Annotated in this window: 16 protein-coding genes and 5 pseudogenes; 2 read left to right on the top strand and 19 right to left on the bottom strand. The window is 40.9% G+C overall.

Translation table 11 applies throughout. From position 1 onward, the window contains the following. Positions 1 to 10: 10 nt before the first annotated feature. The 8 genes from ACEWFH_RS10060 to ACEWFH_RS10025 all read right to left on the bottom strand — a co-directional run bounded on the left by ACEWFH_RS10060 (position 11) and on the right by ACEWFH_RS10025 (position 7,912). Positions 11 to 451, bottom strand: a complete 441-nt coding sequence (locus tag ACEWFH_RS10060) for a phosphatase PAP2 family protein (RefSeq protein ID WP_473727054.1) — start codon at positions 449 to 451, stop codon at positions 11 to 13. A 17-nt stretch (positions 452 to 468) separates the two neighbouring features. Then, positions 469 to 1,644: a DNA polymerase IV gene (locus ACEWFH_RS10055; RefSeq protein WP_473727053.1), complete on the bottom strand. Its 1,176-nt coding sequence runs from the start codon at positions 1,642 to 1,644 to the stop codon at positions 469 to 471. Between the two features lie 42 nt (positions 1,645 to 1,686). Beyond that, positions 1,687 to 1,857 (bottom strand): hypothetical protein, encoded by a 171-nt coding sequence (locus ACEWFH_RS10050; protein ID WP_473727052.1) that lies wholly within the window; start codon positions 1,855 to 1,857, stop codon positions 1,687 to 1,689. A gap of 153 nt (positions 1,858 to 2,010) precedes the next feature. Continuing rightward, on the bottom strand, positions 2,011 to 2,508 hold the full coding sequence (locus ACEWFH_RS10045; RefSeq protein WP_473727051.1) for a MarR family transcriptional regulator: 498 nt from the start codon (positions 2,506 to 2,508) through the stop codon (positions 2,011 to 2,013). Between the two features lie 195 nt (positions 2,509 to 2,703). After that, positions 2,704 to 3,834 carry a M20/M25/M40 family metallo-hydrolase gene (locus tag ACEWFH_RS10040; RefSeq protein WP_473727050.1) on the bottom strand — a complete coding sequence of 377 codons (1,131 nt, stop codon included), beginning with the start codon at positions 3,832 to 3,834 and terminating at the stop codon, positions 2,704 to 2,706. Between the two features lie 18 nt (positions 3,835 to 3,852). After that, positions 3,853 to 5,400, bottom strand: a complete 1,548-nt coding sequence (locus ACEWFH_RS10035; protein ID WP_473727049.1) for an acyl-CoA carboxylase subunit beta — start codon at positions 5,398 to 5,400, stop codon at positions 3,853 to 3,855. 3 nt (positions 5,401 to 5,403) lie between these two features. Then, on the bottom strand, positions 5,404 to 6,249 hold the full coding sequence (gene mce, locus ACEWFH_RS10030) for a methylmalonyl-CoA epimerase (protein WP_473727048.1): 846 nt from the start codon (positions 6,247 to 6,249) through the stop codon (positions 5,404 to 5,406). A 22-nt stretch (positions 6,250 to 6,271) separates the two neighbouring features. Continuing rightward, on the bottom strand, positions 6,272 to 7,912 hold the full coding sequence (locus ACEWFH_RS10025; RefSeq protein WP_473727047.1) for an acyl-CoA mutase large subunit family protein: 1,641 nt from the start codon (positions 7,910 to 7,912) through the stop codon (positions 6,272 to 6,274). Positions 7,913 to 8,068: 156 nt separating this feature from the next. On the opposite strand from ACEWFH_RS10025, the gene prli42 reads away from it, so the two are divergent. After that, on the top strand, positions 8,069 to 8,188 hold the full coding sequence (gene prli42, locus ACEWFH_RS10020; protein WP_473727046.1) for a stressosome-associated protein Prli42: 120 nt from the start codon (positions 8,069 to 8,071) through the stop codon (positions 8,186 to 8,188). 61 nt (positions 8,189 to 8,249) lie between these two features. Here the strand turns inward: prli42 and ACEWFH_RS10015 are convergent, their stop codons facing one another. The 5 genes and pseudogenes from ACEWFH_RS10015 to ACEWFH_RS09995 form a co-directional block, all read right to left on the bottom strand. Further along, a complete protein-coding gene (locus tag ACEWFH_RS10015) occupies positions 8,250 to 8,738 on the bottom strand; it encodes a L,D-transpeptidase (protein WP_473727045.1) in 489 nt (162 codons plus the stop codon). A gap of 299 nt (positions 8,739 to 9,037) precedes the next feature. After that, positions 9,038 to 9,983 (bottom strand): annotated as a pseudogene (locus ACEWFH_RS10010) (aromatic acid exporter family protein). A 116-nt stretch (positions 9,984 to 10,099) separates the two neighbouring features. Next, positions 10,100 to 10,811, bottom strand: a pseudogene (locus ACEWFH_RS10005) (amino acid ABC transporter ATP-binding protein). Beyond that, positions 10,804 to 11,462, bottom strand: a pseudogene (locus ACEWFH_RS10000) (amino acid ABC transporter permease). The pseudogenes ACEWFH_RS10005 and ACEWFH_RS10000 overlap by 8 nt, the downstream one beginning before the upstream one ends. An 18-nt stretch (positions 11,463 to 11,480) precedes the next feature. Beyond that, positions 11,481 to 12,269, bottom strand: coding sequence for a transporter substrate-binding domain-containing protein (locus tag ACEWFH_RS09995; RefSeq protein WP_473727044.1), 789 nt, complete (start codon positions 12,267 to 12,269; stop codon positions 11,481 to 11,483). Between the two features lie 126 nt (positions 12,270 to 12,395). Between ACEWFH_RS09995 and ACEWFH_RS09990 the strand changes: the two genes are divergently transcribed. Beyond that, the gene (locus ACEWFH_RS09990; protein ID WP_473727043.1) at positions 12,396 to 12,827 is read left to right on the top strand and encodes an NUDIX domain-containing protein; all 432 of its coding nucleotides are present in this window, start codon (positions 12,396 to 12,398) and stop codon (positions 12,825 to 12,827) included. Between the two features lie 231 nt (positions 12,828 to 13,058). On the opposite strand, the gene ACEWFH_RS09985 is transcribed toward ACEWFH_RS09990, so the two are convergent. From ACEWFH_RS09985 to buk, 6 genes and pseudogenes are all read right to left on the bottom strand, one after another. After that, a complete protein-coding gene (locus ACEWFH_RS09985) occupies positions 13,059 to 13,487 on the bottom strand; it encodes a BrxA/BrxB family bacilliredoxin (RefSeq protein ID WP_066242164.1) in 429 nt (142 codons plus the stop codon). A 165-nt stretch (positions 13,488 to 13,652) separates the two neighbouring features. Beyond that, a complete protein-coding gene (locus ACEWFH_RS09980; RefSeq protein WP_473727042.1) occupies positions 13,653 to 14,996 on the bottom strand; it encodes a dihydrolipoamide acetyltransferase family protein in 1,344 nt (447 codons plus the stop codon). A gap of 18 nt (positions 14,997 to 15,014) precedes the next feature. Further along, entirely contained in the window at positions 15,015 to 15,998 is a 984-nt protein-coding gene (locus ACEWFH_RS09975) for an alpha-ketoacid dehydrogenase subunit beta (RefSeq protein ID WP_066242168.1), read from the bottom strand. 13 nt (positions 15,999 to 16,011) lie between these two features. Then, positions 16,012 to 17,004 carry a thiamine pyrophosphate-dependent dehydrogenase E1 component subunit alpha gene (locus ACEWFH_RS09970; protein ID WP_473727041.1) on the bottom strand — a complete coding sequence of 331 codons (993 nt, stop codon included), beginning with the start codon at positions 17,002 to 17,004 and terminating at the stop codon, positions 16,012 to 16,014. A 13-nt stretch (positions 17,005 to 17,017) separates the two neighbouring features. Then, positions 17,018 to 18,438 (bottom strand): annotated as a pseudogene (gene lpdA / locus ACEWFH_RS09965) (dihydrolipoyl dehydrogenase). Between the two features lie 25 nt (positions 18,439 to 18,463). Continuing rightward, positions 18,464 to 19,575 (bottom strand): annotated as a pseudogene (gene buk / locus ACEWFH_RS09960) (butyrate kinase). Positions 19,576 to 19,596 lie beyond the last annotated feature (21 nt).

The raw sequence follows: 19,596 nt of genomic DNA, 5'->3' as shown, positions 1-19,596 counted from the left end.
TAGTTTTGAACTAACAGATAAGAAAGTAATCCAAAAAAGCGATGGAGATCATAGCGTGACCGCTTGGGAAGCTATACCCCGTTATTTCAATAACACGATCATACATAGGTCTGTCTCTCTCAAACCAATCCTTAAACCATTGATTTTCATAACGAATACCAAAAAGGCAAACAGCTAAAACAAATGGCTCTATCCATTTTCTTTCTCCGAGGAGCCAGATTACAGTAAAGAAGATAAAAATCGCATATTGATAAGGCCTTGAGGCTATGTTTGTGAAAAATATAAACATATCAATTAAAACAGGCTGGTGAATGTCAGAAACGTTCTTCATCGCCCAGACATCAAACAATTCTATTCTGGACTGCTTATAAACATATGCAAACATAATGAATAGCCCAAGACAAACAGCAATTAATACAACTGTTCTGATCACACTATTTTTTGAGATCATGATATCCTCAGCTCCTGCTACTTATTTCCCCTTCTAATGATCCCTTCACCATGTTTCCTTTCGATGGATGATAATACATCATGAAGCAAAGCATCTTTTTCGTTCTTCTCTACAGAGAATAGATCAAGCTGATAGGTCGCATGTTCCTTTTCGACCACTTCTGTAGCAGTGATTCCAAGAAGACGGACTGGATCATGATTCCAGTGACGACGAAAGAGATCTAGAGCTGTTTTTTGTATATCAACTGAATGCTGGGTAGCATTCGGGAGCATCTTACTTCTGGTGATTGTAGTTCTGTCGCTGTATCGAATGGTGATGGCAAGTGTTAAAGCTACATAGCCCTTCGTTTTTAACCGGGTTGTTACTTTATCCGCTAATCTTTTAAAAACGGCCTCTGCTTCTGTTACAGAGATTAGATCTTCACTTAATGTTGTAGAACTCCCGATGGATCGATAATCACTTGCAGAACTAGGGTCTACAGGACGGGGGTCGATGCCATTAGCTCTTTCTTTCATTTTAATACCGTTGATTCCAAATCGGTGCTTTAGTTCATAATCAATAGCCTCTGCTAAATCTTTAACCGTAATGATACCGTATTTATTCAACTTTTCTTCTGTTTTCTTTCCGATTCCGTGCATCTCACCTACTTGCAGCGGCCATAACTTTTCAGCAAGATCTCTCTTTCGAAGAACGGTGATACCGAGTGGTTTTTTCATATCTGAGGCTGTCTTTGCTAAAAATTTATTTGGTCCAATACCTATGGAACACGGTAAGTTCAGCTCGTTCAGCAGTCTTGTCTGAATTTCTTTTGCCATTTCAAGGGGACGCACGCAATCTGTCACATCCATATACCCTTCATCTATGGAAACAGGCTCCACCCATTCTGTATATTCTTGTAAAAGCTGAAACATGCGTGATGAATATATTTTATAAGTTTCAAAGTCTGGCGGAACTACGACAAGATTTGGACAAAGCTTTCTCGCTTGCCAAAGTGGCATCGTGGTTCTTACTCCTTTTTCCCTTGCTTCATAGCTGCAAGTCACTATGATGCCTTTACGCTCTTCCACATTTCCTGCTACAGCAACGGGCTTTCCACGAAGATCAGGGTTCTCGGCCATTTCTACAGAAGCATAGAAGCTGTTCATGTCAACATGAAAGATGATTCTTCTTTTAGACACAGGAGACTGATACACATGAACACTCCTTTTTAAAAAAACTATATTTATTAGTATATGTTAGCGAACAAGCTTTAAAAACAAAAGAAAAGGCTGTTTGCGCAAACTTTGTTGTTCTTGGAAGTGGTTGATTTCCGTTTCAGGTGCTCGCTTTCCGCGGGGCAGGCGGTGAGCCACATTCGTACGTTTCACTTTTAAGTGTCTCACCTGCCCGCCTGTCCCGCAGGACAAGGAAGGCTCCGGCAACGACGCATCGCACGAAGAAAATGTGCTTTTTCATTTTCGAGGAGTCTCCCACCTTACACTCCATTCAACTGTCATAGAAGAATTGAAAGCAACAATCTTTTAGAAAAGAACAAAAGAAAAAAAAGACAAGGTATCTTTCTACCTTGTCTCATGAAGCCGCTTGCCAGTATCTTCTACCCAATCCACAAATTCTTCGCCATGAAAATGTTTATTTAAATCTTTATGTAATTGAATAAGCTCGCGATAAAACTCTCGCTTGCTTCCGTCTTCCAGCCATTTTTGAAGGAATCCGTATATTTGGCAGTTGAAACTTGTTGATTCTTTATGCTTTTCCAATCCTTCTTCTGTTAAATACACATAGGATATACGCCGGTCATCGTTCTTTTTCTCTAATCTAACAAGACCTTTGTCTTTTAACCGCTTTATAACCTGCATAACAGTTGATACATCCCACAATCCATAATATGCGATCTTAGAGATCGTAATATCTTCTTCGAGAGATACAATCCATAAAATATGCTGTTCTGCCTGTGTTAATCCAATCGCTTTTGCTGATTTCTGCCAATCTTCTTCTAGAACTTTATACACACCACGCATATAATTTACCATCATATGCATATCCGATAATTGACTCATCCCATTTCCTCCCCCGAAATAAGATTTCTTAAATTACCAATATTTTCTTTTACATGATAAAAATATCTTACATAAACCATAAAGTGACTGTCAACTTTTAAACGACAATTTATTTTAAGGACGAACAAAAACAGGCAACATGACCTATATAAGTGAAAAAACTTGGCGGAAATTCGCCAAGTTTCGTCATTTATCTTATTCACCAGCAGCTATATTAATTACTGCTAATACCATTTCTGCCGTTTTCGTCAGCTCTTCAATTGGCATTCTTTCATTTGTTGTATGAATTTCTTCATAACCAACTGCTAAGTTAACGGTTGGAATGCCATGACCTGCTATAATATTCGCATCACTTCCGCCACCGCTATGAAGCAGTCTGTGTGGGCGTCCGATCTTTTCTGCAGCTTTTTTTGCAACTTCAACTACGTGATCGCCCTCACCAAACTTAAATCCAGGGTACATCACTTCGATTTCAACCTCAGCACGGCCGCCCATTTCAGCAGCTGCTGATTCGTATGCTTCTTTCATCTTAGCTGTTTGCACTTCCATTTTTTCATTGATTAATGAGCGAGCTTCAGCCAATACAAAAACTGTGTCACACACGATATTGGTCTGCTCTCCCGTTCCTCCACCATGGAAATGTCCGATGTTTGCAGTTGTTTCTTCATCAATTCTGCCAAGTGGCATACGAGCGATTGCTTTAGCTGCGATTGTAATGGCTGAAACACCTTTTTCAGGAGCTACACCTGCGTGTGCAGATTTACCATAGATCTTTGCTCGTACTTTTGCTTGTGTAGGAGCAGCTACGATAATATCTCCAACCGGACCGTCACTGTCTAACGCGAAGCCGTATTTTGCTGTGATTTTAGACGCATCCATTGCTTTTGCGCCTACTAATCCAGATTCTTCTCCGACTGTAATAATAAACTGGATATCACCATGAGAAATGTTTTGTTCTTTTAGGACTTTAATCGCCTCAAACATAGCTGCTAGTCCTGCTTTGTCATCTGCTCCAAGAATCGTTGTACCATCTGTTACTACATAACCATCTTTAATGGATGGTTTAACCCCGTTACCAGGAGTGACTGTATCCATATGAGAAGTGAAATAGATCGTGTCTACTCCCTCTTTGTTTCCTTTTAATGTGCAGATTAAGTTTCCTGCGGCGTGGTCTGTTTTTGACTCCGCATCGTCTTCATACACTTCTAGACCAAGTTCTTCAAACTTCTTTTTGAGTACGATTGAGATTTCCTTTTCGTGTCTTGTTTCAGAATCGATCTGAACGAGCTCTAAAAATTCGTTCAACAAGCGGTCTGCATTTACCATTATGTATTCCCTCGCTTCTTATAGTGGTATATTTCCATGCTTTTTATAAGGTCTGTCTTCACTCTTGTTGCGCAGCATGTCAAGCGCTTGAATACACTTGATTCTTGTTTCTCGTGGATCTATCACATCATCGACCATGCCATTTGCAGCAGCGATGTACGGATTAGCAAACTTCGTGCGGTACTCCTCTATTTTAGCAGCTCTTGTCGCTTCAGGATCTTCGCTTCGTTCAATCTCTTTTGCAAAGATAATATTAGCAGCCCCTTGAGGCCCCATCACAGCAATTTCTGCGTTCGGCCATGCAAACACTAAATCTGCACCAATCGATTTACTGTTGAGCGCTACATAAGCACCGCCATAGGCTTTTCGAAGAATAATTGTTATTTTGGGAACAGTCGCTTCCGAATAGGCATAAAGAATTTTTGCTCCATGACGGATAATTCCACCGTGTTCTTGTTTGACCCCAGGGAAGAATCCAGTCACATCTTCAAATGTAATGATCGGGATATTAAATGAATCACATAGACGGATAAAACGGGATGCTTTATCCGAAGAATCAATATCGAGTCCTCCAGCCATGACTTTTGGCTGATTACATACTAATCCTATCACTTCACCCTTTATTCTTGCAAAACCTACAACTATATTTCTTGCAAATTGTGCATGCACTTCCATAAAAGAATCTTTATCTACAACTTCATTTATGACCGTTCTGACATCATAAGGTCTTGTTGAATCAAATGGAATGATTTCAGTAAGTTCAGGACGGTCGTCTTCTTCATCTCCCCATGGCAAAACGGGTGTCTTCTCTTTATTATTCTGCGGAAGGTATGAGATTAACCTTCTAACTTCTTCTAAAACTTCAGATTCAGTAGGCGCTGTGAAATGTGCATTTCCACTTCGCGATGCATGAACTTCTGCGCCACCGAGATCTTCCGATGAAATTTTCTCACCCGTGACGGTTTCGATCACTTTTGGTCCCGTTATAAACATTTGGCTCGTCTTTTCCACCATGAAAACAAAATCAGTAATCGCTGGTGAATAGACCGCTCCACCTGCACACGGCCCCATTATAACGGATATTTGAGGAATCACACCGGAATAGATGCTGTTTCTGTAAAAGATGTGTCCATAGCCATCCAACGACATAACACCTTCCTGAATACGCGCTCCTCCTGAATCGTTCAGACCAATAAAAGGTGTACCGTTTTTAGCGGCAAGGTCCATAACAGCAGCAATCTTTTTAGCATGCATCTCGCCTAGTGCACCGCCGAATACCGTAAAATCTTGCGCAAACAAGTACACAGGTCGACCATGTATCTTGCCAAATCCCGTAACAACACCTTCTCCAGGTGCCTTCATTCCGGAAAGACCAAAGTCATGAGAGCGGTGCTCCATAAAAGGATTAAGTTCTACAAATGTTCCTTCATCTAATAAAAGATCGATTCGCTCTCTTGCGGTCAGTTTCCCTCTCTCATGCTGTTTATCAATTCGGTCATCTCCACCGCCTAGCTCGATCTCTGTCTTCTTTTCATAAAGCTCATTAATTTTGTCATAGATGTCCATTTATTATGCTTCCTCCTTACTTTTCTTCTTTTCACAAAGCTCAAACAACACTTTATGGGTGGAAGAAGGGTGCATAAAAGCTACTGAGGCACCGCCAGCTTCAGGAACGGCAGCATCATGAATCATCTTGACTCCATTTGCTTTCATTTCATTAATACGTTCTTGAATGTTTGTCACGCCTAACGCAACGTGATGTACCCCCTGTCCACGCTTTTCAATAAATTGAGCAACTGGACTATCAGGAGACAAAGCTTCTAGTAACTCTAGCCTTGTTTCTCCAATCTTAATAAAAGCCACTTTTACTTTTTGAGAAGGTACTTCTTCTATAGCTTCAAGAGTTAGGCCGAGAACATTCACATAAAAAGGAAGAGCTTCGTCTAGTGATGAAACAGCAATCCCGATATGGTCAACACGCTCTGGTGCAACCGCTGCTGCTTTTTTAGATATACCATCGCGCTCAAAAACGGCTTGCTCGATAAATTTAGCTGTCTCGATCGTTGGGGTACCCGGTGTAAAAACTTTTTGAATGCCTTTTGATTCTAGGAACGGGATGTCTTCCCAAGGTATCACTCCACCTCCGACTACGATGATATCGTCTGCCCCTTTTTCATGAAGAAGACGCATCACTTCTGGAAATAGCTCATTATGAGCTCCTGAAAGGCAAGACAAACCGATCGCATCCACGTCTTCTTGAAGAGCAGCTGCTGCAATCTGTTCAGGTGTTTGTCTTAAACCTGTATAAATTACTTCCATACCATAATCTCTTAGGGCTTGTGAAACGACTAGAGCCCCTCGGTCATGACCATCCAGTCCTGGTTTGGCTATTAAAACACGTATTGTTTTCGTCATCTCTCTCCACTCCTCTTTCGTCTTAGACGCCTGTATACTCTCCAAATTCTTCTCGAAGGACACCGCATATCTCACCGATCGTACAGTATGATTTCACACACTCAACAATGATCGGCATTAAGTTGTCTTTTCCTTTTGCGGCAGAACGCAATGTTTCCAACTGAGCGCTCACTCGGTTTTGGTCTCTTTTAGCTTTTAAGGCTTGCAACTTTTCTTTCTGTTTTTCACCTAGCGTTGGATCTACTCTTAATAGTTCTGGCTGTGGTTCGTTCTCAATCGTAAACTTATTCATTCCCACAATGATTTCCTGGCCATTTTCGATCTTTTTTTGTGTTTCATAAGACGTGTGGTGAATTTCACGCTGCATATAGCCTTGTTCAACCGCAGAAACAGCTCCACCCATCTGTTTAATCTTTTCAATATATTCGTTTGCTTTCAGTTCCAATTCATCAGTTAAATGTTCTACATAATAAGACCCAGCAAGAGGATCTACCGTATCAGCCACACCCGTTTCGTGGGCGAGAATCTGCTGCGTACGAAGTGCAATTCTAGCAGAATCTTCTGTTGGAAGTGCTAGTGCTTCATCTCTTGAGTTGGTGTGAAGACTTTGCGTTCCTCCTAGGACCGCAGATAGAGCCTGAGTCGTAACCCGTACAATATTATTATCTGGCTGCTGTGCAGTTAGAGTTGATCCTCCAGTCTGCGTATGAAAACGAAGCTGCCATGATTTCGGATTTTTTGCGCCGTACTGTTCTTTCATAAGTTTTGCCCACATTCTTCTTGCCGCTCTAAATTTCGCTACCTCTTCAAAGAATTGATTATGAGCATTAAAGAAAAACGCTAAGCGCGGTGCGAAGTCATCAATGTTTAATCCGGCATCTATCGCTGCATCCACATATGCCAGTCCGTTAGCGATCGTGAAAGCAAGCTCCTGTGCTGCGTTAGAACCCGCTTCTCGAATATGGTAGCCAGAGATGCTGATCGTGTTCCATTTCGGCACATGCTCCTGACAATAGCCAAAGATATCCGTTATTAAACGCATGGATGGCTTTGGAGGAAAAATGTATGTACCACGTGCGATGTACTCTTTTAAAATATCATTTTGTATCGTGCCTGAAAGTTTATCAGGTCCCACTCCTTGCTTTTCAGCAACAGCAATATACATAGCAAGCAGGACGGAAGCAGGTGCGTTAATCGTCATAGATGTACTCACTTTATCAAGTGGAATATCTTTTAAAAGTGCCTCCATGTCTTCAATCGAATCTATAGCCACTCCGACTTTACCTACTTCACCGCGAGCCATCCCATGATCAGAGTCATATCCGATCTGAGTGGGAAGATCGAATGCAACAGATAGACCCGTTTGGCCTTGATCTAGCAAATAGCGAAAACGCTTATTCGTCTCTTCAGCAGAACCAAATCCTGCGTATTGTCTCATCGTCCAGAATTTGGATCGATACATGGTTGATTGAGATCCTCGTGTAAATGGATACTCACCCGGCAGTCCCAGTGAATCCATCGGATAATGATCTTCTTCTGCACCATATAGTCTTTCAATCTCTATATCAGACGAGGTATGAAATCTTTCTTTTCGCTCTGGAAATCTATTCATTGATTGCTCTGTTTTTTCTTGCCAGTCTTTTAATCGCTGTTGTTTATCCATTAGAGGCCTCCTGTTAACAAAGAAAAATATTCTCAACATAACATCTTTCGTTTTGTAAGCGCTTTTTCCTGCTTGAATGCGCAAATTTTCGACGAAAAATGCAGAAAGACGTTTGTACAATTCTTGTTTCTGTGACTTAAACACGTTACAATTAAGATGGAAAAGTTATGGGAGGTAATGAATGTGTCTCAAAAAATGATGAAAACCGTGGTATATATTATGATTATCTCACTAGTGGTAAGCAGTCTTTTAACAGGGGTCGCTTTCTTTTTATAAAAACATCTTACTAAAGCATAAAAACCCCCAGTCAGAAAGAAGGCTGGGGGTTTTACGTTGCTTATTTAATTAGGGCCTCAAAGCTTTTTTGGGAGTGAATCACTTTAATTTTTGTTCCTATCTTTAATTTGCTATAAAGTTCTTGCACGTCTTTTTCATACATCCTTATGCAGCCAGCTGTTACAAACCTTCCAATGGCTGATGGATTGTTATTCCCATGAATGCCGAAAGTCCGTCCATCTGTATTTTGGGCATCAAAGCCAATCCATCTCGATCCGAGCGGATTGGTCTTGTCGCCTCCGGGTATGTCTTTTTTGCGGTAGTAGGGATCTACTGCTTTTACGGTAATTGTAAATTCTCCTTCTGGTGTTAGCTCTTTCGACTTCCCTGTTGCCACTTTATAAACCTCTATTACTTTTCCTTCTTCAACTAAAGCGAGCCGGTTTGACGTTTTATTAACAATCACGTAAGGGTCACCAAGTGCTTTAGCGTTCCCTAATGGCCATATTGGTGAAAATAACAAGATAAATGCAATACTTAGTTTTACCATTCTTCATCACCCTGTCATTTTTTGCTTAGTATTTGTAAATAAAGGGTGACTCATGAGCTACATTCGTTTTATTTTTTGGCTCTTTTCTAAAAAATTGTTGCTTTCAAATGTTTATTTTTATTTTCTTCTATGACAGTTGATTGCAGTGGAAGGTGCGAGACTCCTGCGGGACAGGCGGGCAGGTGAGACACTTATACGTGAAACTTACGAATGTGGCTCACCGCCTGCCCCGCGGAAAGCGAAGCACCTGAAACGGAAATCAACTACCTTCAAAAGCAACAAATGAATACGAAAACAGCTTATTTTTTAAACTTACTTTTAATCACTAAATAATCTTCTATATCCTGAAGCAGCTGGTACAGCTTAGAGCGAGTCTCAAATTCTTCCCGGTCTTTTGGAAGATGCATCTCCCTGAAATCTTGCCTCATTTTTTCTAGTTCATCTAGAAACAGTACTGCAGTATTCCCAGGATGAACAGCTGCCCCCAACCGTTCAAAGAACTCCCTAATCTTTCGCATTGAACATAGGTTTTATTAATTGAAGATATAATTGGAAGCATCCGCTGTATGATTTCAAACTGTTTTTCTCTCATTTTAAAGTAATGATAATATTGATTTTCATAACGAAGAAAATGATTTTCAACGTCACGAAAAGCGAGACTTTTTGCGTTTGAGATAATTTCAGCACATTCCGTGATCTCTTTCCCATCCCACTCGTGTCTATCATGAGCAAGATAGAGATGAAATTCATGAAAAATAACTTTATATCTTTTCTCAAGTTCTTTTTGCATATTTAATAGCGTCTTTTCCATTGATGGCATATACAGGTTCATGATAAGTCCCATTCCTATTCCAATCACAATAATACTAAATTCGTTAAGTACAATATCCCATGAGATCTTTTGAAGGGTATATAAATGAAGAATGATAACAGAAGACGTAATAATTCCTTCTTTTAGATTAAGTGATACGAGTGTTGGAATGAACAAGATTAACAAAATGGTTAAAGCGTAAAAATGATAGCCCACTAGCGAAAAGATGAGGGCTGCAAAGACTATACCAAGCAAACACGCCGCAAATCGTTCCCAAGAACTGATGACCGATCGTTTCTTCGTAATCTTAATACAGAGGATGGTTAAGATACCGGCAGACGTAAAAAGTCGAGCTTTAGCCACTCTGCGATCGCAATCGCAAGTCCAGCGCCTATAGCGGTTTTTAACGTTCGGTAACCAATCGTAAATTTCATAGAATAGTAAGCCTTCTTTCGATTTCTTTCAACATTTTATCCCATTATGCCATACTTTACATGGGATTGCTTTTTCAAATAAAAAAGGACTCCATCAAAGAAGTCCTTGTCAATCCTTATAGTACTTTTTCTAAAAAAGCTTTAGCTCTCTCCGTTTTAGGACTATCAAAGAACACGACTGGTTCTTCGTCCTCCACCAGCTTTCCATCGTCCATGAACAGCACTCGATCTGCTACTTCTTTTGCAAACCCCATCTCATGCGTAACGATGACCATCGTCATTCCAAGCTTCACTAAATTCTTCATAACTTGAAGTACTTCTTTTACCATCTCTGGATCTAGCGCTGAAGTTGGTTCGTCAAATAGCATTACTTCTGGCTTCATAGCAAGCGCTCTTGCGATAGCAACACGCTGCTTTTGCCCGCCAGAGAGGTTAGATGGATAGCTGTTTGCTTTGTCACTAAGACCTACTGTGCTAAGCAAATCTAAAGCAGCTTTTTCAGCTTCACTTTTTGAAACCTTCAAGACTTGTTGAGGAGCAAATGTGACATTCTCTAGCACGGTTAGATGCGGAAAAAGGTTGAAGTGCTGAAACACCATTCCTACCTTTTTACGAAGATGGAGCTCCATAGATTTTATGTCTTTACCTTGTAACTTAATAGAGCCTTCACTATGAGTTTCAAGCAGATTTATACAACGGAGAAACGTGGATTTCCTGAACCGGACGGCCCGATTACGGCTATAACTTCCCTTTATTTATCGTTGTTGAAATCCCTTTTAAAACTTCATTACTTCCAAAACTTTTTCTTAAACCTTGAACATCAATCACTTTTTGCGAGCCTCCTCTCCATTACACGTCCTGCGAGCGTCAATAGCATAACTAGCAGATAATAGATTAAACCAGCTAATAATAGTGGTTCAAAAAAGCGATAATTGCTTGCACCGACAATCTGCGCTCGTCTCATAATATCAAGCGCTCCGATAACAGAAACAATAGCCGATTCTTTCGTCAATGTGATGAACTCGTTCATAAGTGCCGGCAAAATATTCTTAAAAGCTTGAGGCAGTATGATCTTTAACATCATCGTGCGGTAAGGGACCCCAACGCCATCGCTGCTTCTTTTTGACCTTTATCAACAGCATTAATGCCTGCACGTATAATTTCTGAAACATAAGCAGCAGAATTAAGTCCAAATGTAAGAACCCCTGCGGCAAATGCGCCAATATCCACGCCTGTCAGCTGCGGAATCGCATAATAAATGATCAGCATCTGTAGAATTAAAGGCGTACCTCTGAACACTGAGGTGTATGCATCTGCAAACCATCTTAAGATCGTGATTTTCCCTATTTTAAAAAGGGAAAGTACTGTTCCCCACAAAAATCCAAATACTAATGATACTGCCACGAACTGCAACGTAACCCATATTCCGTATAGAATGTACGGAATAGAAGGCACGAGCTGGGCAAAATCCAAGTTCATGCCTACCACTCTCTTTCTTTACTGTTTTTTCACACCGAACCATTTTTCAACGAGCTTATCTAATGTGCCATCTTCTTTCATCTTCTTTAACTCTTTATTGAACTTCTCTGTTAATTCACTTTCCTTTGGAAACGCTATGGCTGATCCTGCCGAATCCGTTTCTGGCAGTGCAAATGATGATAGTTCTTTGTTCTTCTTTAAAAACTCATAAGCTACAGCATCTTCAATGATTGCTGCATCTACACGGTTTGATTTCATCTCTTGAACCAACTCAGTAACTTTGTTTCGCTGAACCACTTCAAATTTATGATCCTTTAAAAGTTTATCCGCTTCTTTCTCTTGAATGGATGCTAATTGAACTCCTAGTGTCTTACCTTCAAGATCATCAACGGTTTGAATTGATTTATCTTTTGTAACGATTAATTGCTGAGCTGCATAATATTCATCTGAAAAATCTACTGTTTTCTTTCGCTCTTCGTTTGGTGTCATACCAGCAATAACAAAGTCAGCCTTCCCACTGTCTAATGCCGGAATTAAACCGTTAAAGTCCATATCCTTAATCTCAATCTTGTATCCTAATTTTTTTGCAATATGATTGGCAACATCGATATCAAAACCTACAATTTCTCCGCCTTTTGCTGTTTCTACAAACTCATATGGCGGATAATCAGCAGAAGTTGCCATCACTAATGTTTTTTCTGATGACTCGCTGCCCGTATTTGAAGAACTCTTTTCCTCAACTGCGCCACATCCAGCTAACATTGCCAGTACTATGATAAAATAAATGCTCAAAAGATTACGTTTCATTTGTAGATCCCCCTGTACAAAATGTTATATTTATTCGTTAAAATGAATATTAACACACAAAATGGCTATTTTAAGTATTTTAATAATTCTGAATGTATTTTTATTCAAATATAAGGAGCTAATAAAATGGAATTTGGCGAGAAAATACATGGCGTGGTTTACCGCGAGCGAGAGGCAGTCTATGCAGTTGGCCTAGATGAAGAAGAGAAGGCAGCTATCATCATTCAGAACGGCAAGGGCTTCTTACCGGGTGGAGGGTTAAAAATTGGAGAAGAACATATCGCTTGTTTAAAAAGAGAATGTATAGAGGAAACTGGTTATTCATTTAATGTAAGTCAATTTGTCGGTGAAGCACGGCAATATTTTAAAAGCAGTCATGGAGAACACATAATGAATAAGGGGTATTTTTATACAGGAAGTTTTGGGGAATATGTTAAAAAGCCTGTTGAAGAAGATCATGAACTTATGTGGATGGAGATTGAGGAAGCAGAAAAAATATTATTTCATTCCTCGCATGCTTGGGCTACGAATATTGCGAGTAGTATAGTAAATAGATAAATTAGCGACAAGCGAAAGACCGTGAGCAAGCGTAAAACTTCGCGGGCGAACATAAACTTCTGCGATCGCTCATAAAGCTCCGAGATCGCTCATAAATCTCGGCAACCGCTCATAAAACTCCACGATCGCTCATAAGTCCTTGTAATCGCTCATAAATCTCAGGCTTCACCTTCATTTTATGATCTATAAAGTAAGCTGGCTCAAATTCGAGCCAGCTTAACATCTTTCTTCCTATTTACAATAAGTTTCAAAGGCACTTCTTAGCTTATTTACAACTTCCATCGGTTCATGGCCTTCAATCTCATGACGCTCGACCATCATTTGAATCTCACCGTCTTTTAATAAGGCAAAAGAAGGAGAAGATGGCGGGTAGCCTGTGAAATAAGAACGCGCTGTCTCTGTTGCTTCTTTATCTTGTCCAGCAAATACCGTAACAAGATGGTCCGGGCGAACGTCTTGTTTTACCGAATATGAAGCCGAGGGGCGTGCGATTCCTCCAGCACAGCCACATACGGAATTAATCATGACAAGTGTTGTACCTTCTTTACGAAAAGCTTCTTCAACATCTTCTGGTTTGAAAAGCTGCGTATAGCCAGCCTCTACCATTTCTTTACGAGCCGTTTCTACTACATCATTAAAAAGATTAAATTGAAAGTTCATTTATATTCAGCTCCTTTCTTTCTTATTGTACTCAATTGTGGACATATAAAAAAGAAAAATGCCGTAACATATACGGCATTTTTCTTAGGGGGTTATGGGGTTTGGAGGTGTTGATAGTTATCTCTACCCGCAATAAAACCCGTATAAACCTGAAAAACACATTTTTTAATAAATTGATGTGTTTTCTTTTGTCATGCTCTCTAAACGTGCTTTTACTGCAGCTAAGAAGCGACCGCATACGAGACCATCAAGAACTCGATGATCAAGAGAAAGACAAAGGTTAACCATATCTCGTACAGCAATCATGCCATTGTTCATAACAACCGGGCGCTTAACGATCGATTCTACAGAAAGGATAGCAGCTTGCGGATAGTTGATGATCGGCGTAGACATTACAGATCCGAAAGAACCTGTGTTATTTACGGTGAACGTTCCGCCTTTCATATCATCACCAGCTAATTTATTGGTTCTTACTTTATCAGCTAGTTCTTTCACATCACGTGCGATTCCTTTGATAGACTTTTCGTCTGCATGTTTGATGACTGGAACATATAGTGCATCATCAGTTGCAACAGCAATTGAGATGTTGATGTCCTTTTTCTGAATAATCTTATCTCCTGCCCACATGGAGTTGATCTGTGGGAATTCTTTTAGTGATTCTACAACAGCCTTGATAAAGAAAGGCAAGAACGTAAGGTTGTACCCTTCTTTTGTTTTAAAATCACCTTTTACAGAATTACGATATTCTACTAAGTTTGTTACATCCACTTCTACCATTGTCCAAGCATGAGGTGCTTCGTGCTTTGAACGGACCATGTTTTGAGCAATCGCTTTGCGAATACCCGATACCGGAATTTCAATATCACCAGGCATTGTGTCAATAGCCACCGGCTTTAATGCTGGCGCAGATTGTTGTGGCTGAGGTTGAGCCGTGACTTGAGAATCAGATGAAACAGGTGCTGCTGAAACATCTACTGTAGCTGGTTTGTTACCTTTTGTAGGAATCTGACCGGAATCAATAATCTTTTGGAGATCTTTGCGAGTGATTCTTCCGTTTTGTCCTGATCCCTCTACTTGGTCTAGATCAATGCCATGTTCAGATGCCATACGTACCACTGCAGGTGAAAAACGTCCTCTCGCCCCTCGATCGACGTTTGCAGCAGGCTTAACAGCATTCGAACTCGAAGATGCTGAAGGTGTTGAAGCTGTTTCTCCAGGTTTCTCTTCTTTTGAAGATGAAGCGGCAGGTGCACTTCCCCCGCCTTCTCCTTCTGTATCGATATAACAGATCAGCTCACCAACAGAAAGTGTATCGCCTTCACCAGCAACTAATTCTTTGATTGTTCCGCTAAAAGATGATGGAACTTCTGCGTTTACTTTATCGGTCATAACTTCAGCTAATGGATCGTATTTTTTAACCGTATCTCCAGGCTGTACCAACCATTTACTGATTGTACCCTCAGTTACACTTTCCCCTAACTGAGGCATTGTAATTTTTTCTGTAGCCATTAAAGTCCCCTCCTATTGTTAAAATGCCGCAAGATCTCTCATGGCTTTTTCTACTTTGTCAGGATTCACCATAAAGTGCTTTTCCATTGTTGGTGCATATGGCATCGCAGGTACATCCGGACCTGCTAGGCGTTGAACAGGTGCATCTAATTCAAACAAGCAGTTTTCAGCAATGATCGCTGAAACTTCACTCATGATGCTTCCTTCTTTGTTGTCCTCCGTAACGAGAAGCACTTTACCTGTTTTGGAAGCTGCTTCAATAATCGCTTCTTTATCCAATGGGTATACCGTACGAAGATCAAGAATATGAGCTGAGATTCCGTCTTTTTCTAACTTCTCAGCAGCTTGAAGAGCAAAGTGTACACAAAGTCCGTATGTAATAACGGTAATGTCGTCACCTTCGCGCTTCACATCGGCTTTTCCGATTGGTAATACATACTCTTCTTCAGGTACTTCTCCTTTGATCAAACGGTAAGCACGCTTATGTTCAAAGAAAAGTACAGGATCTTCATCACGAATCGCTGCCTTTAAAAGGCCTTTAACATCATAAGGCGTTGAAGGCATAACAATCTTCAAACCTGGTACATTCGCAAAAAGAGCTTCAACAGATTGAGAGTGATAGAGTGCTCCGTGAACACCGCCACCATAAGGAGCACGAATCGTAATCGGACATGACCAATCGTTGTTTGAACGATATCGAATTTTTGCTGCTTCTGAAACAATCTGGTTTACAGCTGGCATGATAAAATCAGCAAACTGCATTTCTGCAATTGGACGCATACCGTACATGGCTGCTCCGATTCCTACTCCTGCGATCGCAGATTCTGCAAGTGGTGCATCAATCACTCGCTGTTCACCGAATTCTTCGATCAATCCAGTCGTTGCACGGAAAACACCTCCGCGAACACCAACATCTTCTCCCACAACAAAAACTCGTTTATCACGCTGCATCTCTTCGCGAATCGCTTGTGTTACAGCATCAATATAAGAAATTACCGGCATCTCGTTTTCCCCTTTACTCTGCGTATACATGAAGAAGTGCGCTCTCAGGATCAGCGTATTTTGCGTTCTCTGCATATTCTGTCGCTTCGTCCACTTCTTTTTGAATTTCGTCAGTGATCTGTTTTTCTAGTTCCTCAGTTAAAATACCATTTTCCTTTAAGTAAGCTGCAAACGTATGGATCGGATCTTTTGCCTTAGCTTCTTGAACCTCTTCACGCGTTCTGTATGCACGATCATCATCATCAGAAGAGTGAGGCGTCAAACGATAAGCTACTGTTTCAACCAATGTCGGTCCTTCACCTCGTCTTCCGCGGTCAGCCGCTTCTTTAACTGCTTCATAAACAGCTAGAGGATCATTTCCATCAACCGTTACACCAGGCATACCATACCCGATTGCACGGTCAGAAACATTTACACACGCTAATTGCTTAGAAATTGGAACTGAGATCGCATACTTATTGTTTTCACACATAAAGATAACAGGCAGCTTATGAACAGATGCAAAGTTAGCACCCTCATGGAAATCTCCCTGGTTTGAAGAACCTTCACCAAACGTGGTAAACGTAACAAGGTCTTTTCCTTCCATTCTGCCTCCAAGTGCGATACCTACAGCATGTGGTACTTGAGTTGTAACCGGCGAAGAGCCTGTTACGATGCGAAGCTTTTTAGAACCAAAGTGCCCTGGCATCTGACGGCCTCCACTGTTTGGATCTTCAGCTTTTGCGAATCCGGAAAGCATTAAATCTTTTGCTGTCATACCGAATTGGAGTACAACACCCATATCACGGTAGTATGGCAAGACAAAGTCTTTTTCATTATCTAACGCCATCGCTGCACCAACTTGTGCAGCTTCCTGGCCTTGACATGAGATAACAAAAGGAATTTTACCTGCACGGTTTAAAAGCCACATACGCTCATCGGTTTTTCTAGCTAAAAGCATTGTTTTAAACATATGGATAACATCTTCATTTGTTAAACCTAATTGTTCATGACGTGTTTCTGCCATTTGTTTTACCTCCTTAGAAATGAATCGCTTTTCCTTCAACAGCTAATGCTGCTTCACCATATACTTCAGAGAGAGATGGATGCGGATGAATCGTGTGTGCGATCTCCCATGGTGTTGCATCCAAAACTTTTGCTAATCCTGCTTCTGAGATCATATCTGTTACGTGAGGACCAATCATATGAACCCCTAGAAGGTCATCATTGTCGCTGTTGGCAACGATTTTAACAAACCCATCACTCTCACCATAAACAAGGGCTTTCCCAATCGCTTTAAAGGGAAACTTTCCTACTTTAACGTTAAATCCTTGGTCTTTTGCTTGTTTTTCAGTAAGGCCTACACTTGCCATTTCTGGACTAGAGTAGATACACTTTGATATGTTGTCGTAGTTGATCGGTTCAGGTTTAAGGTTGCAAAGATGCTCTACAGCTGTAATACCTTCGTGTGAAGCAACATGTGCAAGCTGAAGTCCTCCAATAACGTCACCAATTGCATAGATATGACTTTCTGCTGTCTGGAAATATTCGTTCGTTTGAATGTATCCGTTTTCAACTTTAATGATTGTGTTTTCGATTCCGATACCTTCTGTGTTCGCCATACGTCCAACAGAAACAAGCATCTTTTCAGCACTGAATTGTTTTGTTTCTCCTTTATGTTCAGCGGAGATCATTACCCCTTCACCTTTTTCTAAAGTTTCAGGAAGTACTTTTGCGCTCGTTACCAGTTTGATTCCTTTTTCTTTAAAACACGTGCCGCTTCTTTCGAGATCTCTTCGTCTTCAGTAGGAACAATGCGGTCAGCATACTCTAATACTGTAACTTCGACTCCAAGATCATTTAGCATCGATGCCCACTCAATTCCGATAACACCGCCGCCTACAATGATGATGGATGCTGGCAATGTTTCCATTTCAAGCGCCTCATCACTTGACATAACATAATTACCGTCAATCTCTAGACCAGGCAGTGAACGAGGTCTTGAACCAGTGGCAACGATTACATTTTGTGGGATTAAAATTTCGTTCTCCGTTCCATCATTAAACTCAACGGAAATCGTACCAGGCATCGGAGAAAAAATCGATGGTCCGAGAATTCGGCCAGTGCCTTCGTATACTTCAATCTTGCCTTTTTTCATCAAACTTTGCACGCCCATGTGCAGCTGATTTACAATGGATTGTTTGCGTTCCTGCATTTTAGAAAAGTTCAAACCTAATCCTTCGATCTCTACACCAAAGTCAGCAGCTTTTTTAGCCGTTTTATAAACTTCAGCACTTCTAAGCAAAGCTTTGCTAGGTATACACCCTCTATGTAAGCAAGTGCCTCCAAGTTTTCCTTTTTCAACAACTGCTACTGTTTTTCCTAATTGAGCAGCACGGATGGCGGCAACATAGCCGCCCGTTCCTCCGCCCAATATGACCAAATCAAAGTCTTTTGACATCGCTCATATCTCCTTTTGCTGTTAGTTAATCCAGTGGCACTCCAGCCGGAGTCTTTCCTCCAGGGTAAACCTTTGCTTTTTCTTCTTCTCTTAATACACGAAGGCCACCTTCTGCTAACGCTTGAAGCTCATTCTCCCCTGGCTGAATAATACAGTCAGAGATCCATTCAACTCGATCCGTTATCTTCTTAACAAATTCCTTGCCAAAAGCAAGACCACCCGTAAGAATGATTGCATCTACTTGTCCATGTAAAACGGTACTGGCAGAACCGATCTCTTTTGCAACTTGATAAGCCATTGCATCATAAATGAGCGCTGCTTGTTTATCACCGTTCTCAATTTTTTCTTCTACCGTTCTCGCATCGTTTGTTCCTAAATAAGCAACAAGTCCGCCCTGACCGACAAGTTTTTCATTACTTCATCTGCGTAATATTCGCCAGAGAAGCATAGAGAGACTAGGTCTCCAATCGGAACGGTACCAGCGCGCTCTGGTGAAAATGGACCTTCACCATGAAGCCCATTGTTTACGTCGATCACTCGTCCATCCTTATGGATACCTACAGTGATACCTCCGCCCATGTGGACAACAATGAGGCGGAGAGATTCATAAGATTTATTTAGCATCTTGGCAACGCGTCTTGCAACTGCCTTTTGGTTTAGTGCATGAAATATACTTTTTCTTTCTATTTCAGGAACACCTGAAATGCGAGCAATCTCATCCATTTCATCCACAACAACTGGGTCCACGATGAATGAAGGAATGTTTAGTCCTTCAGCAATCTCATAAGCAAGAATACCTCCTAAGTTAGAGGCATGTTCACCTGAGTACCCTGTTTTTAAATCCTTAAGCATCGGTTCGTTAACACTGTAAGTGCCACCTTCGATCGGTCTTAATAAACCGCCACGGCCGACTACACAGCTCAGCTTAGAAATATTTATTCCTTCATAGTCCAGTGCTTCTAAAATGGTTTCTTTTCTAAATGAATATTGATCAATAACAGACTCAAACTGATGGATGGTTTCTGTTTCATGACGTATTGTTTTTTCAAATACAGGCCTTTCGTTGTCGAAAATACCAATCTTGGTAGAGGTTGAGCCCGGATTAATCACTAGTATGCGAAATTCTTTTTGATGCACGTTTCAAACCTCCATTGATAT

This window comes from Fictibacillus sp. EA-CB0309, assembly GCF_055814265.1.
Note: the sequence above shows the minus strand (reverse complement) of the source record. Positions and strands in the feature narration are given on the sequence as shown.